Origin of the sequence: Nocardioides alpinus (assembly GCF_900112035.1) — a bacterium.
Taxonomy (GTDB): Bacteria; Actinomycetota; Actinomycetes; order Propionibacteriales; family Nocardioidaceae; genus Nocardioides; species Nocardioides alpinus.
Genome location: NZ_FOKC01000004.1, coordinates 331,557 through 344,227, shown reverse-complemented (window position 1 = coordinate 344,227; position 12,671 = coordinate 331,557). Strand labels below are relative to the sequence as shown.

Here is a 12,671-nt window from a genome sequence, read left to right as displayed (position 1 = left end):
CGGTTGCGCGACACCACCTGTGTGTACCCCGGGTGCGGGCGTGACGCGGAGTCCTGCGACCTCGACCACATCGAGACCTATGTCCCCGTCGACCAGGGCGGACCGCCCGGCCAGACCCGTCCCGACGCACTCGCACCGCTGTGCCGCAGATATCACCGGGCCAAGACCTTCGGTGCCTTCACCTACCGACGCCTGCCGGACGGGGCCTACGAATGGACCCTCCCGACCGGGATCACCGTGACCACCGGCCCCGTCACCCACCGCCCACGCCGACGAACCTGAGCGCCCCACAGCCCGACACCACCGGTGATCGGGCCACAGGCACGTCCTCGGTTCAGTTGTCGTGAGGTCGTGCGAGTGCAGCCACGCGTGGCCTCGACCCTAGGCGCCGGGGACGATGCGCATGTCGCGCTCGGCGCCGTCGCCGAGGGCGCGCAACGCCTCCTGGTAGCCCGCGCTGTCGTGGGCGGCGACGGCCGCGTCCACCGACTCGAACTCGATGACGACGGTGCGCGTCGCCTCGCCCTTCTCGAAGGTGGCCTCCGGCACGCCGCGGGCCAGGAAGGTGCCCCCGGCGCCGCGGAGCGCAGGCCCCGCCAGCTCGGCGTACGCCGCGACCTTGTCGGGGTCGTGCACGGCCTTGTAGATGCAGATCCAGTACGCACTCATGCGGCCGAGCCTATGCCGACGGCCACGCCCCCCGACGACGGCCTGTGCGAGGGGGTGGACGACCGGCTAGCGTTCGCGAGGTGACGTTCCTCCGGCCCTCGGACGAGCCCTCGGTCGCGATCAGGCAGCTGTCGCGATGGCTCGAAGCCGACAACCCCGACCCGCTGCTGATCCAGACGTCCGGCTCGACCGGACGGCCCAAGGGCGTCGTCATCCCGCGCCGCGCCCTGCTCGCCAGCGTCGAGGCGTCGGCGCGCCGGCTGGGGGAGTCGGGTCGCTGGCTGCTGGCGCTGCCGTCGTCGTACGTCGCCGGGGTGCAGGTGATCGTGCGGTCGCTGGTGGCCGGACACGAGCCGATCGTCGTGGAGGGGCTCGACATCGGCCGCGCCGCCGCGTCCGACCACACCGACACCCCTGTCTTCGTGTCGCTGGTGCCCACCCAGCTGCACCGGATCATGGGTGACACCGAGCAGCTCGCCGCCCTCGCGCACTGCCACACCGTCCTGGTCGGCGGCGGCGGCCTCGACGCCGACCTGCGTCGCCGCGCCGAGGAGCACGGGGTCCGCCTGGTCTCCACCTACGGCTCCTCGGAGACCTCGGGCGGCTGCGTGTACGACGGCCTGCCGCTCGACGGGGTCGCGGTGACGATCGGCGCCGAGGGACGCGTCCGCATCGCCGGGCCCACGCTGTTCAGCCACTACGACGCCGACCCGGCGCTCACCGCCGAGACGGTCGTCGACGGCTGGTTCCTGACCTCCGACGCCGGCCGCTTCGACGAGGACGGCCGGCTGCAGATCCTCGGACGCATCGACGACGTCGTGATCAGCGGCGGCGTGAAGATCCCGGTCGAGGTCGTGGCCGAGCGGCTGCGCCAGCACCTGCTGGTCGACGAGGCCGAGGTCTTCGGGATCCCTGACGCCGAGTGGGGCCAGCGCCTGGTCGCTGTCGTCGTCGGCACCGCCGACGAACCGGACCTCCGCGACTGGATCAGCATGGTCCACCCGCGGTCGTGGGCGCCCCGCGACTTCGTGTGGGTCCCGTCGCTGCCCCTGCTGCCCAACGGCAAGGTGGACCGGCAGGCCCTCCAGGCTGCTCTGTGAGCGCTCCCTCCGGCCTCCGGGTCTTCTCCATCCCCCTGCGCACCCGCTTCCGCGGCATCACGGTCCGCGAGGGCGTGCTGCTCCGCGGCGACGCGGGCTGGGGCGAGTGGTCACCCTTCCTGGAGTACGACGACGCCACCTCGCGTCCCTGGCTGGACTGCGCGCGTGAGGCCGCCGACGTGGGGTGGCCGGAGCCCCTGCGCCAGCACGTGCCGGTCAACGTGACCGTGCCCGCGACGGACCCCGAGCGCGCCCACGCGATCGTGACGGCAGGTGGGTGCCGCACGGCGAAGGTCAAGGTCGCCGAGCGCGGCCAGACGCTCGCCGACGACCTCGCTCGCGTCGAAGCGGTGCGCGACGCGCTCGGCCCGGACGGCCTGGTCCGCGTGGACGCCAACGGCGCGTGGGACGTCGACGAGGCCGTCCGGGCGATCGCCGCGCTCGAGCGCGCGGCCGGAGGACTGGAGTACGTCGAGCAGCCGGTCGCGACGGTCGAGGACCTCGCCGTCGTGCGTCGCCGGGTCGGCGTGCCCATCGCGGCCGACGAGTCGATCCGGCGTGCCGAGGACCCCTACCGGGTGCGCGACCTCGAGGCCGCGGACATCGCGGTGCTCAAGGTCCAGCCCCTGGGCGGTGTGCGTGCGTGCCTGCGGATCGCGGAGGACATCGGGCTCCCGGTGGTCGTGTCCAGCGCCATCGAGTCGAGCATCGGCATCGCGGCCGGCGTCGCCCTCGCGGCCGCCCTGCCCGAGCTGCACCACGCCTGCGGGCTGGCCACCGTGCAGATGCTGACCGACGACGTCGTGGGCGAGCCGATGCTCCCCGTCGACGGCCTGCTCGCCGTCACCCGGCCCGACGTCGACGAGGGCGCGCTCGCCCGGGTGGCCGCCGCGGACGACCGGGTCGACCACTGGCGCCGCAGGCTCGGGTCCGTAGGGCAGGATCGGATCTCGTGAACCCCTCCGCCGAGCTCGCCCGGGCCGTGGTGACGGCGCTCCGCGGCGCCGGCGTCCGCGAGGTGGTGCTGGCCCCCGGGTCGCGCAACGCGCCCCTGTCCTTCGCGCTCTTCGACGCGGCTTCGCAGACCCCGGGGCCGTGGCCCGGGCTGCGGCTGCACACGCGCATCGACGAGCGCACGGGCGGCTTCCTCGCGCTCGGGCTCGCCAAGGTGAGCGGCCGCGCCGCCGCAGTCGTCTGCACGTCCGGCACTGCCGTCGCCAACCTCCTGCCCGCGGTGGTCGAGGCAGCCCACGCCGGCGTGCCGCTCGTGGTGGTGACGGCCGACCGCCCGGCCCGGTTGCGCGGCACCGGCGCCAACCAGACCACCGACCAGGACGGCCTCTTCGGGACCTTCGCGCCGACCCTCGACGTCGCGGGTGCAGACCTCGGGCAGCTGCTCGCCTTCCTCCGTACGCACGACCACCGGCGACCGGTCCACCTGAACGTGCAGCTCGACGACCCGCTGCTGCCGGATGACGCGTGGGACGGGGGCGAGGTCCCGCCGTGGGCGGTCCACGCGACGTCCACGGCTCCGGAGGCCACGACCCTGGACCTCGGCCCCCGCACCGTCGTGGTCGCCGGCGACGACGCAGGACCGCCCGCCCGCCAGCTCGCCGAGGCTGCCGGTTGGCCCCTCCTCGCCGAGCCCAGCAGCGGTTGTCGCACCGGTGACGCCGTCATCCGCACCTACCGGCTCCTGCTCGGGACCGAGATCGGCGAGCGGATCGAGCGCGCCGTCGTCCTCGGCCACCCGACCCTGTCCCGGCCCGTGTCCCGGCTGCTCGCGCGCGACGACGTCGAGGTCGTCTCGGTGCGCGCCCGAGGGATGTGGCCCGGCCGTCCCCACGCGATCGCGAGCGAGCACGAGGCCGTCCGCGTCGACGGCTCGGACGACGCTGCGTGGCTCGAGGAGTGGCGCGCGGCCGACCGCTCGGTCGCTCGCCAGCTCGACCGGCTCCTCGCCGCCGAGCCCGACCTCACGCCCCACGAGGTGGCAGGCGCGGTCAGCCGAGCGCTGCCGCCCGGCGGACTGCTGTTCGTCGGCGCCTCCAACCCGATCCGCGACCTCGACCTGATGGTCGCCCCCTACGAGGTCGGCGGACGTCGCAAGGTCATCGCCAACCGCGGCCTGGCCGGCATCGACGGCACCACCAGCTCGGCGATCGGCGCCGCCCTGGGCCGGCCCCGGTCCACGCGGGCGCTGGCGCTGATGGGCGACGTGACCTTCGTGCACGACACCACCGGACTGGTCCTCGGCCCGCGCGAGGCGCGACCCGACCTGACGATCGTCGTGGTCAACGACGACGGCGGCTCGATCTTCGCCACCCTCGAGCAGGGTGACCCGGCCTACGCCGACCGGTTCGACACCCTCTTCGGCACCCCGCACGGGGTCGACGTCGCGAGCCTCTGTGCAGCGATGCGCGTCCCGCACCTCGCCGTCACCAGCCTGCCCGAGCTCGAGCACGCCCTGGCCTCGCCCAACGGCGGCATCGAGGTGGTCGAGGCGCGCGTACGTCGCGACGACCGCCGGGCGCTGGACGCAAAGATCCGCGCGCTGACCCCCTAGGGGGCCAACGCGCGGATCGGTGGTTCAGGTCACGCAGGTGCGATCAGGAGACCGGGGTCTCCCACACGCGCACCCAGTCGACGTACATGTGCTGCGGCAGCTTCTTGTCCGGCAGCTCGAGCGCCTCGTAGTCCGAGGCGAGCAGGCTGAGGATCAGGTACTGCTGGGCCTTTGAGACGCGGGCCGACGTGCGCCAGGTCTCCTTGCCGTCGATGCGGAAGATGATCACCTTAGGAGTCCACTGGACCGAGAACACGTGGTAGTTCTTCGACCAGCCGTCCTTCTTGTTCTTCAGGAACGACTCGGAGTTCTTGATCCACGAGCCGGTCTTGATGAGGCGCTGACCCTTGTACCAGTGGATGAAGCTCGTCAGGCCACCCTGCGGGTGCTTGTCACCGAAGTACTCGATGATGTCGATCTCGTGGCCGTCGCTGCCCGGCTGGTTCTCGCCGACCGGCTGCATCCAGAAGCTGGCGTGCTGGCCCTGCATCTTCTGCATCTTGATGCGCGCGGCGGCAACGCCGTACTTGAAGTCGAACAGGCCGGCCGTGCCGACGTGGCCGTTGAGGCGGTAGGAGATCTTCTTGGTCTGCTTGCGCGACGACGCCTTGCACTTGTCGGAGCGCGAACGGTCCTTGATCACGCTGAGGCGCAGGGCGCCACCGGTGACCTTGACGGCGGACGGGTCACCCTTGGAGCACGCGCGCTTGCTGGTGGGCTCGTAGTCCTGGCCGCGCATCTTCCACATCGGGCTGAGGACGCTGCCGCCGAACTCGTCGGAGAAGGTCGGGGTCAGCCACCGGGCGGTGTCATCGGTCTTGCTCTTGATCGCCTTGAGGCCCTTGAACTTCGCGGCGGTGGCGCGGTAGGTGAGCGGCTGGCCGCTCTTGGAGATCTGCGCGGAGAAGTAGGCGCGACCGTTCTTCTGCTGCTTGGCGGTGCCCACCTTCTTCCACGAGGACCCGTTGAGCTGCTCGAGGACGACCTTGCGGCCCACCTTGACCGGCTTGATGGTGGCGGTCACTCCGGCCTTGGCCGAGCTCGCGCTGGCGGTGCGCTTGCCCTGCTGGACGATCTGGGGCAGCACCTCCAGCGAGATCTTCTGACCGGCCTTCTTGGCCACCGGCGTCGACGCGGCACGTGCCGCGGAGTCGGTGGCCGAGCCGGCCTCGGTGGTCAGGAGCAGGGACGCGGGCAGGAGCAGCGCGGCGACGCTGCCTGCGAGCACGCGGCGTGCAGACATGTGAACTCTCTTCGTGTCGGGTGCGATTGGCAATTCCCCCAGGGCACTCCACCCATCAGAGGCGCCACCACCCTAACCTCGCACCCCACGCGTCACACATTCATCACGCGGATTGCCTCGTCCTAGTCTGGCGGCATGCGGATCACGAAGTTCGGCCATGCCTGCGTGCGGATCGAGACCGACGGTGGCGTCGTGGTGCTCGATCCCGGTGTGTTCACCGACCCGGAGGCACTGGCCGGTGCGGACGCCGTGCTCATCACCCACGAGCACGCCGACCACGTCCATGCCGACCACCTGCGGGGCACCGACGTGCCGATCTGGACGATCGCTGCCGTGGAGCGGCTGCTGCGCGAGCAGGCGCCCGAGGTGGCAGAGCGCGTCACCGTCGTACGCCCGGGCGACCGTCTCGACGTCGCCGGCGCCGCCATCGAGGTGGTCGGGGAGAAGCACGCCGTGATCCACCCCGACTACGACCGCTTCGACAACTCCGGCTACGTCCTGGTGGCCGGCGGCACCAGCGTCTACCACCCCGGCGACGCACTGACCCCGCCCGGACGCGCGGTCGACGTCCTGCTGGCGCCGGTGAGTGCTCCGTGGCTGAAGGTCTCGGAGGCCGTCGACTTCGTCCGCGCGGTGGGAGCCCCGACGTCGCTGGCGATCCACGACCGCGTCTACAGCGACATCGGCCTCGACATGGTCGCCACCCACATGGCCAACCTGCTGCCCGACGGCCAGGCCTTCGAGCGGCGGGAGCCGGGCCAGGACCTGTAGGTCAGCCGGCCTCGAGCGCGTCGCGCACCGGCACGAACTTCGCCTGCGACTCGGCCAGCTCGGCCTCGGGGTCGGAGCTCGCCACGATGCCGCAGCCGGCGAAGAGGCGTACGCCGCTCCCGGTGACCATCGCCGAGCGCAGGGCGATGCCCCACTCGCCGTCGCCGGAGGCGTCCATCCACCCGACCGGACCGGCGTAGCGGTCACGCGGCATGCCCTCGATCTCGGCGATCAGCGCGACCGCGGCCGGGGTGGGGGTGCCACCGACGGCAGCGGAGGGGTGCAGCGACTCGGCGAGCTCGAGCGACGTCGCGACGTCGTGGACCACACCGTTCACGTCGGTCGCCAGGTGCATGACGTTGGGGAGGTGGAGCACGAACGGTGCCTCGGGGACGTTCATCGAGGAGCAGTGCGGCTCGAGGGCGTCGGCGACCGAGCGCACGGCGTACTCGTGCTCCTCGAGGTCCTTCGACGAGCGGGCGAGGGTGGCGGCCAGCGCCAGGTCGCGGTCGTCGTCCCCCGTACGCCGGATGGTGCCGGCCAGCACCCGGGAGGTCACCAGGCCGCGCTCGCGGCGTACGAGCATCTCGGGCGTGGCGCCGAAGAGGCCGTCGACGTGGAAGGTCCAGCACATCTCGTACTGGTCGGCGAGGCGGCGCAGCGGCCACCGCACGTCCAGCGGCTCGTCGGTGGTGACGATCAGGTCGCGGGCCAGGACCACCTTCTCCAGGGCGCCGGACGCGATGCGCTGCACTGCCTCCGCGACGACCGTCATCCACTCCTCGCCGTTGCGCGCACCGTCGGAGAAGCTCAGGCCGACCGGGGGGCGTGGCGTGCCGGTCGGGGTGAGCGGCGGAGCCTCGACCGACACGGTCGTGAGCCAAGTGCGGTCGCCGCGGCGACCCACGATGACCTGGGGGACCACGAGGACCGAGTCGCCGGGCTCGTCGGCGAAGGCGAAGGCGCCGAAGCACACCAGTCCGGTGCCCGGCTCGCCGACCTGGTCGTCGACCGTGGCCCGGGCCACGGTCTCCGACCACCACTTCACGGCATCGCTGAAGCGGGTCGCACCGGAGGTCTCCAGGCGGGCAGCGACGCCCCAGCCGACGACGCCCTCGCCCCGACGCAGCCAGCTCACGGGGTCCTGCTCCGGCAGCAGCTCGAGCAGCGGGAGGTCCGCCAGGTCCACCGGGACGGTGCGCACGACCAGAGGCGCTGAAGGTCCGCCGGCGGGTGCGGACGCGGGGGTCGTCACGAGGGAGGAGCCTACGCCGGGGTTCGCAGGCGGCTGACGGGAGATCTGGCAAACGGCGAACAGGAGGGCGGCGGCTCGCCTAGGTTGCGTCGGTACACCACCTTCGGAGGGGGCCGCAAGTGCCTGTTCAGCAATCGCCGCTCGCGCGGCTGCAGCGCCACGCCCGCGACCGCGCCCTCGAGGCCGCCGTGGTCGAGTGGCGCGGACAGGAATGGTCGTCGCTGACCTGGAACGAGCTCTACCGCCGCGTCATCGACGGCGCGGCCGGGATGATCGAGGCCGGGGTCAACCCCGGTCAGGTCGTGGTCATCCGCGTCCCCACCGGCATCCGCCAGCTCGAGCTCGAGCTCGCCACCCGCGTGGCCGGTGCCGTGCCACTGCTGCTGCCCGAGCGGATGGACCCTGCCGAGGTGGGGCGCCTCCTCGACCGCATCGAGGTGCGGCTCGTCATCGTCGACCACGAGAGCCGACTCGCGTTGCTGCGCCGGGCCGGGCTGGACGACGCCCAGCTGTTCGAGTGCGACGACCGGTCGTGGGAGCGCCTGCGCGGGATGGGTCTCGAGCGCCGCAAGCGCCAGCCCGACGTGCTGTCGTGGGTCGACTCCGTCCGCGACGGCGCACCGTCCAGCGCCGTCCTCGGCCTGCCGCGCGAGAAGGCCGAGGCCTGGCTCTTCCGACCCGAGTCGTCCGGCACCCTCGCCGACCTCACCGCCGACGACGTCGTCCTGCTGACGGGCGAGGCCACCGACAGGTTCACCACAGTCGTGCGCGACGCCCACCTCACCGCGGGCTGCACGATGGCGTGGGTGGAGGGGCCGTTCCAGCTCGAGGCCGCCCTCGCCCGTGTCTCGCCCACCCACGTCCTCCTCGACCACCTCACCGCCAAGGTGCTGGAGGACCTGCTCGAGGTCGCCCGCATCGACGGCGCGGCCTGGCACGAGACGCCGCGCGAGGTCCTCGAGTCCGCGTCCGCCCAGGTCGCCGAGGCCCGCATCAAGGGCCGGACCCGCAAGCTCGCCGCCGACGTCAGTGCCCTGGCGCCCTGGTGGGGCGGCCGGCTCCGGGTGCTCGTCCTCGACACCCGCGTCAACCGCACCGTCAGCGCCCTCGCGACGGCGCTGGACTTCCGGATCGGTCGCATCGCCCACCACCCGGCGGTCCGCCTGGACCTGGCGGAGGAGCACGCGGTGATCACGGTCCCCGCTGCGCCGGCGGCCTCGCTGGCCGTCGACGCGTCGCTGCCTCGCCGGGGTCGCGCGGGCGCCGGACTGGATGCGGCCTTCTCCCTGGCCGGCTCCTAGGGCCTCGGCGCTCAGGAGCGGTAGACGACCACCCGGTCGCCGATCCGCACCTGGTCGAAGAGCCATGCCACAGCCGCCCGGTCGCGGACGTTGACGCACCCGTGGGACGCGCCGTTGTAGCCGTTGGCGGCGAAGTCGGGGGAGTAGTGCACCGCCTGCCCGCCCGAGAAGAACATCGCGAACGGCATCGGGGTGTCGTAGAGGCTGGAGACGTGGTCGCGCGACTTGCGGAAGACGGAGAAGTCGCCCTCGCGGGTCGGCAGCTCGTCGGAGCCGAAGCGCACCTCGACGGTCCGGAGCACGACGCCGTCGACCACCCAGCGCAGTGACCGCGACGTCTTGTCGACGCAGAGCGCGCGCCCGGTGGTGCACCGCGGGTCGAGCGCCGGGCCGCTGGGCACGATGTTGAAGAGCTCGGCCCGGGTGGGGACGCGCGTCATCTCCTTGAGCCGCGTGAGCGTGCGGCGGTCGACCTGGCCGGTCACCGGGATCCGGCGCTTGGCCTGGAAGCCCTCGACCGCCTCGACGGTCGAGCCGGTGAACCGACCCGTCACCGGGGCGTCGTACCAGCGCAGCTGCGTGAGCCGTGCCTGCACCTGACGGACCCACATGCCGGTGTCGCCGCGCTCGAGGAGGGGGCGGCCGGGCGTGTAGACGTTGTGGAGCGCCTCGGTCGTGGGCTCGGAGGTGAGGGCCACGATCTTGGTCCAGGTGCGCTCGTCGACGACGCCGTCCGCCGTCCAGCCCCGACGCCGCTGGAAGGTGGCCACCCCGGCGCGGGTCTCCTCGTCGAAGCGGTTGGTGACGACCTCGGAGTGCAGGTCGAGCTGGTGGAGGCGGCTCTGCAGCACGCGCACCCGCCAGGCGGTGTCGCCGGGTCGCATCGGGGTGAACCCGGCGCTCGCGGACGACGAGGCCGAGGCGCTCGACGCGGTGGTGACGACAGCGGCGAGGCCGGTCACGGTGCAGAGCAGCGCCAGGAGCAGCGCGAGAGCGCGAGGCGGTGTGTGGCGTGGCATGAGGTTCCTCCCCCGGGAAAGGCGTGTGGCTCGTCGAGTGTAAGGACGCGGTGCGACACCCCCGCGTTGCGCCATCCGTGGATCGGACGCCTACGCTCGCCGCGTGGCCCGCGCTGACCTGGACAAGCAACCGACCGACGTACGTCGGATGTTCGACACCGTGGCCAAGCGCTACGACCTGACCAACGACCTGATGACGGCCGGCATCCAGCGCAGCTGGCGCCGCTCGATGGTCGACGCCGTCGCTCCGCGCCGTGGCGACCTGGTCCTCGACCTCGCCGCCGGCACCGGCTGCTCCAGCGAGCCGTTCGGTGCTCACGGCGCCGTCGCCTTCCCGTGCGACTTCTCGGTCGGCATGCTGCGCCAGGGGAAGAAGGACCGCCCGGGGCTGCCGTTCGTGGCCGGCGACGGCACCCGGCTGCCGTTCCTCGACGACACGTTCGACGCGGTCACGATCAGCTACGGCCTGCGCAACTTCGTCGACCCCGTGGCCGGCCTGAAGGAGATGCTCCGGGTGACCCGCCCCGGTGGCCGGCTCGTGGTCTGCGAGTTCAGCCGACCCACCAACGCGGCGTTCCGGACGGTCTACCTCGACGGCTTCATGCGCGCGCTGCCACGGATCGCGTCGGTCACTGCGAGCGCCGCCGACGCCTACGTCTACCTCGCCGAGTCGATCCGCGCCTGGCCCGACCAGCCGGGGCTGGCCGCGATGATGACCGAAGCCGGGTGGCAGCACCCCGAGTGGCGCAACCTGACCGGCGGCATCGTCGCCCTGCACCGCGCCACCGCCTGACGCCTCCTGCCGCCATTTAGGGCACGTACGCGTGGCCTAAATGCGCAGGTCAGACCCGGTGAAATGGCCCTGACCCCGACGTGACGCACGCCGCACCGGAGTCCTAGACTGTGGCCCGCGCCACTCGTGAAGACATTCACAAGGTCACATTCTCCACTCACCGGGCGCCGTTCACCGGAAGGGAAGCGATGGAGCTCTACACCCCCGTCCTCGCACTGGCACTCCTGGCGACGGGCTTCGCGGTCTTCTCCGTCGCCATCAGCGCCTTCACCGGGCCCAAGCGCTACAACCGGGCGAAGCTCGACTCCTACGAGTGCGGTATCGAGCCCACGCCGCAGCCCATCGGCGGCGGCCGCATCCCGGTGAAGTACTTCATCACCGCGATGCTCTTCATCGTCTTCGACATCGAGATCATCTTCCTCTACCCGTGGGCCGTGCACTTCGACGCGATGCGCCTCTTCGGGCTCATCGAGATGGTCCTGTTCATCGCCACGGTCTTCGTGGCCTATGCATACGTGTGGCGCCGCGGCGGCCTCGACTGGGACTGAGGGAAACACCATGGGACTCGAAGAGAAGCTGCCGAGCGGCGTCCTGCTGACCACGGTCGAGGGCGTCGCCGGCTACATGCGCAAGGCGTCGTTCTGGCCCGCCACGTTCGGCCTCGCCTGCTGTGCCATCGAGATGATGACCACCGGGGGCCCGAAGTACGACCTCGCGCGCTTCGGCATGGAGGTCTTCCGGGCCAGCCCGCGCCAGGCCGACCTGATGATCGTCGCGGGACGCGTCAGCCAGAAGATGGCCCCGGTCCTGCGCCAGATCTACGACCAGATGCCGGAGCCCAAGTGGGTCCTGGCGATGGGCGTCTGCGCCTCGTCGGGAGGCATGTTCAACAACTACGCCGTCGTCCAGGGCGTCGACCACGTCGTCCCCGTCGACATGTACCTCCCCGGCTGCCCGCCGCGTCCGGAGATGCTGATCGACGCGATCCTCAAGCTGCACGACCAGGTCCAGGCCACCAAGCTCGGCGTCAACCGTCAGGCGGAGATCGCCGAGCTCGAGACCGCCGCACTGCGCGCGCTGCCCACCTCGGAGATGAAGGGCCTGCTGCGGTGAGCGACGACAAGACCGACGACAAGACCGACGCCAACGAGAGCGCGCGGCCCGCCGAGGAGCGCAACCTCGAGGCGGCCAAGGACAGGACCGGCACGGGCAGCGGCGTCGAGCAGGCAGCCCCCGACCAGTCCCCGGAGAACGTCCCGGCCCCCACCGGCGAGGTCCGCTCCGTGGGTGAGCGTCGCGGCATGTTCGGCACCTCCGGCACCGGCGACACGTCGGGCTACGGCGGCCTCGTCAGTGCCACGGTGTTCCCGGCACCCTCGCAGAAGCCCTACGGCGGCTGGTTCGACGAGGTGTCGGACGCCCTCGAGGCGCGCCTCGAGGCCACCGACCTGATGTCGGCCATCGAGAGCGTCGTGGTGCACCGCGGCGAGATCACCTTCCACGTGCGTCGCGAGGACCTTCCCTTCGTCGGGCAGATGCTGCGCGACGACGAGGCGCTGCGCTTCGAGCTCTGCTCGGGCGTCAGCGGGGTCCACTACCCCGACGACACCGGCCGCGAGCTGCACGCGGTCTACCACCTCACCTCGATGACCCACAACCGGCGCATCCGGGTCGAGGTGACCGCGCCGGACAGCGATCCGCACATCCCCAGCCTGGTGAGCATCTACCCCACCCTCGACTGGCACGAGCGCGAGACGTTCGACATGTTCGGGCTGATCTTCGACGGTCATCCCGCTCTGACCCGGGTCCTCATGCCCGACGACTGGCCGGGGCACCCGCAGCGCAAGGACTACCCGCTCGGCGGGATCCCCGTGGAGTACAAGGGCGGCAGCATCCCTCCGCCCGACCAGCGCAGGAGCTACAACTGATGAGCACTTCCGCGGCCGACAAGGGC

14 protein-coding genes are annotated in these 12,671 nt (G+C 71.9%); 10 read left to right on the top strand and 4 right to left on the bottom strand.

Annotated features, from left to right (window positions below):
• Positions 1 to 282, top strand: a 282-nt coding sequence (locus BM127_RS22260) for an HNH endonuclease signature motif containing protein (RefSeq protein ID WP_175507378.1), incomplete at its 5' end; no start/stop codon positions are given.
• A gap of 99 nt (positions 283 to 381) precedes the next feature.
• Here BM127_RS22260 and BM127_RS11470 read toward each other — a convergent pair.
• Positions 382 to 669, bottom strand: coding sequence for a DUF1330 domain-containing protein (locus tag BM127_RS11470; protein WP_091198711.1), 288 nt, complete (start codon positions 667 to 669; stop codon positions 382 to 384).
• An 80-nt stretch (positions 670 to 749) separates the two neighbouring features.
• Between BM127_RS11470 and BM127_RS11465 the strand changes: the two genes are divergently transcribed.
• From BM127_RS11465 to menD, 3 genes are read left to right on the top strand one after another with little or no spacing between them, the layout of a single operon-like run.
• Complete coding sequence (locus BM127_RS11465; protein WP_231263182.1) at positions 750 to 1,769, top strand: AMP-binding protein; 1,020 nt, start codon at positions 750 to 752, stop codon at positions 1,767 to 1,769.
• Positions 1,766 to 2,725: an o-succinylbenzoate synthase gene (locus BM127_RS11460; protein WP_091198709.1), complete on the top strand. Its 960-nt coding sequence runs from the start codon at positions 1,766 to 1,768 to the stop codon at positions 2,723 to 2,725. Before BM127_RS11465 ends, BM127_RS11460 begins: the two co-directional genes overlap by 4 nt.
• A complete protein-coding gene (gene menD, locus BM127_RS11455) occupies positions 2,722 to 4,335 on the top strand; it encodes a 2-succinyl-5-enolpyruvyl-6-hydroxy-3-cyclohexene-1-carboxylic-acid synthase (RefSeq protein WP_091198707.1) in 1,614 nt (537 codons plus the stop codon). The genes BM127_RS11460 and menD overlap by 4 nt, the downstream gene beginning before the upstream one ends.
• Before the next feature lie 43 nt (positions 4,336 to 4,378).
• Here menD and BM127_RS11450 read toward each other — a convergent pair whose 3' ends face one another.
• Entirely contained in the window at positions 4,379 to 5,578 is a 1,200-nt protein-coding gene (locus tag BM127_RS11450) for a glycoside hydrolase family 16 protein (protein WP_091198705.1), read from the bottom strand.
• 135 nt (positions 5,579 to 5,713) lie between these two features.
• Here BM127_RS11450 and BM127_RS11445 point away from each other — a divergent pair, with 135 nt between their 5' ends.
• The gene (locus BM127_RS11445; protein WP_091198703.1) at positions 5,714 to 6,349 is read left to right on the top strand and encodes an MBL fold metallo-hydrolase; all 636 of its coding nucleotides are present in this window, start codon (positions 5,714 to 5,716) and stop codon (positions 6,347 to 6,349) included.
• 1 nt (position 6,350) lies between these two features.
• Here BM127_RS11445 and BM127_RS11440 read toward each other — a convergent pair whose 3' ends face one another.
• Positions 6,351 to 7,604: an isochorismate synthase gene (locus tag BM127_RS11440; RefSeq protein ID WP_091198701.1), complete on the bottom strand. Its 1,254-nt coding sequence runs from the start codon at positions 7,602 to 7,604 to the stop codon at positions 6,351 to 6,353.
• 119 nt (positions 7,605 to 7,723) lie between these two features.
• On the opposite strand from BM127_RS11440, the gene BM127_RS11435 reads away from it, so the two are divergent.
• The gene (locus tag BM127_RS11435; protein ID WP_091198698.1) at positions 7,724 to 8,905 is read left to right on the top strand and encodes an AMP-binding protein; all 1,182 of its coding nucleotides are present in this window, start codon (positions 7,724 to 7,726) and stop codon (positions 8,903 to 8,905) included.
• A gap of 11 nt (positions 8,906 to 8,916) precedes the next feature.
• On the opposite strand, the gene BM127_RS11430 is transcribed toward BM127_RS11435, so the two are convergent.
• Positions 8,917 to 9,924: a L,D-transpeptidase family protein gene (locus BM127_RS11430; RefSeq protein ID WP_231263183.1), complete on the bottom strand. Its 1,008-nt coding sequence runs from the start codon at positions 9,922 to 9,924 to the stop codon at positions 8,917 to 8,919.
• Positions 9,925 to 10,027: 103 nt separating this feature from the next.
• Between BM127_RS11430 and BM127_RS11425 the strand changes: the two genes are divergently transcribed.
• The 4 genes from BM127_RS11425 (at position 10,028) to BM127_RS11410 (ending at position 12,645) form a co-directional block, all read left to right on the top strand.
• Positions 10,028 to 10,717, top strand: coding sequence for a demethylmenaquinone methyltransferase (locus BM127_RS11425; protein WP_091198693.1), 690 nt, complete (start codon positions 10,028 to 10,030; stop codon positions 10,715 to 10,717).
• A gap of 188 nt (positions 10,718 to 10,905) precedes the next feature.
• Positions 10,906 to 11,265 (top strand): NADH-quinone oxidoreductase subunit A, encoded by a 360-nt coding sequence (locus BM127_RS11420; protein ID WP_091198692.1) that lies wholly within the window; start codon positions 10,906 to 10,908, stop codon positions 11,263 to 11,265.
• Positions 11,266 to 11,275: 10 nt separating this feature from the next.
• The gene (locus BM127_RS11415) at positions 11,276 to 11,830 is read left to right on the top strand and encodes a NuoB/complex I 20 kDa subunit family protein (protein ID WP_091198690.1); all 555 of its coding nucleotides are present in this window, start codon (positions 11,276 to 11,278) and stop codon (positions 11,828 to 11,830) included.
• Positions 11,827 to 12,645, top strand: a complete 819-nt coding sequence (locus BM127_RS11410) for an NADH-quinone oxidoreductase subunit C (RefSeq protein WP_091198689.1) — start codon at positions 11,827 to 11,829, stop codon at positions 12,643 to 12,645. Before BM127_RS11415 ends, BM127_RS11410 begins: the two co-directional genes overlap by 4 nt.
• The last annotated feature ends 26 nt before the right edge of the window (positions 12,646 to 12,671 follow it).

What these genes read in the sequence shown, in the direction of transcription:
- BM127_RS11470 (WP_091198711.1), bottom strand. Translation starts at nt 669, where the DNA reads ATGAGTGCGTACTGGATCTGCATCTACAAGGCCGTGCACGACCCCGAC.
- BM127_RS11450 (WP_091198705.1), bottom strand. Translation starts at nt 5,578, where the DNA reads ATGTCTGCACGCCGCGTGCTCGCAGGCAGCGTCGCCGCGCTGCTCCTG.
- BM127_RS11445 (WP_091198703.1), top strand. Translation starts at nt 5,714, where the DNA reads ATGCGGATCACGAAGTTCGGCCATGCCTGCGTGCGGATCGAGACCGAC.
- BM127_RS11430 (WP_231263183.1), bottom strand. Translation starts at nt 9,924, where the DNA reads ATGCCACGCCACACACCGCCTCGCGCTCTCGCGCTGCTCCTGGCGCTG.
- BM127_RS11420 (WP_091198692.1), top strand. Translation starts at nt 10,906, where the DNA reads ATGGAGCTCTACACCCCCGTCCTCGCACTGGCACTCCTGGCGACGGGC.
- BM127_RS11415 (WP_091198690.1), top strand. Translation starts at nt 11,276, where the DNA reads ATGGGACTCGAAGAGAAGCTGCCGAGCGGCGTCCTGCTGACCACGGTC.